This window comes from Streptomyces sp. P5F9, assembly GCF_057961495.1.
The window spans coordinates 1-987 of record NZ_JBXVPZ010000971.1 but is presented as its reverse complement, the minus strand read 5'-3'; the positions used below and the strand labels follow the sequence as shown (position 1 = coordinate 987).

Below are 987 nucleotides of genomic sequence, written 5' to 3'. Positions count from 1 at the left end.
GGCCTGGTCCGGGACGACAGGGGTGTGGGCGAGGTCGGGTGGGGTGAGAGGGGCGGTGGTCGAGGCGTTGGAGAGGGGTGGTGCAGGGAGAGCGACGGGCGCCGGCGCCGAGGCGTCGCCGCCAAGCGCGGGCGCAAGGGTGCCGGCAGGCGCGGTGTCGGCGAAAGTTGGTGCGGGAGTACCAGGAGACACGGGACCGGTGCACGGGACGGAAGCGCCAGGAGCCGCTGTGGAGGCCTGTGGGACCACCCCGGACGCAGAGGCGCCCCCCGGATGCTGAACGGCCGGCGCGGGCGCCCAGGGCCCCGGCTCACCGTACGGCGGGGTGCTGTAGGGATCGGGGTCGTGCAGAGGCTTGGGCCGGTCGATGGGCGGGAGGACCGCGCCGGGCGGTGTCGGGGGTTCGGACGCGGAAGGTCCCGGTTCGAAATCAGCGCCGACGCCTACAGACGCGGCGGCGGCCGGGGGGACCGACACGGGGTGGCCCGGCTCGGAAACACCATCGCCGTCCACGGCCACACCGCCACCCGGGGAGCCTGACGCGGGGTGGCACAGCTCGAATTCACTGCCAGGGTCTACGACCGCGCCGCCGACCTGGGCCCCCGACACGGGGCGGTCCAAGTCGGAAACACCATCACCGTCCACAGCCACACCGCCACCCCGGGAACCCGACACAGGCTGGCACAGCTCGAAGTCACCGCCAGCGTCTACGACCGCATCGCCGACCTGGGACCCCGACACGGGGCGGTCCAAGGCGGAAACACCATCGCCGTCCACAGCCACACCGCCACCCCGGGAACCCGACACAGGCTGGCACAGCTCGAAGTCACCGCCGACGTCTACGGCCGCGCCGCCGGCCTGGGACCCCGAGACCGGGTGACCCAGCTGGACACCAACGTCCATAACCACACCCCGAGTTGGAGCCCCACCCACGGACCGACCCGACTCGACGTCACCGCCGGCATCGTCAGCCGCGTCCCCGGCCGA

At 73.3% G+C, this 987-nt stretch carries 1 protein-coding gene and 1 pseudogene; one reads left to right on the top strand and one right to left on the bottom strand.

Annotated elements, in window-relative coordinates:
- A pseudogene (locus AC31A1_RS51880) lies at nt 1-192 on the bottom strand (2-oxoglutarate dehydrogenase, E2 component, dihydrolipoamide succinyltransferase); the annotation flags it as partial.
- 354 nt (nt 193-546) lie between these two features.
- On the opposite strand from AC31A1_RS51880, the gene AC31A1_RS51875 reads away from it, so the two are divergent.
- The coding region (locus AC31A1_RS51875) for a hypothetical protein (RefSeq protein ID WP_489659990.1) at nt 547-987 on the top strand (441 nt) is incomplete at its 3' end.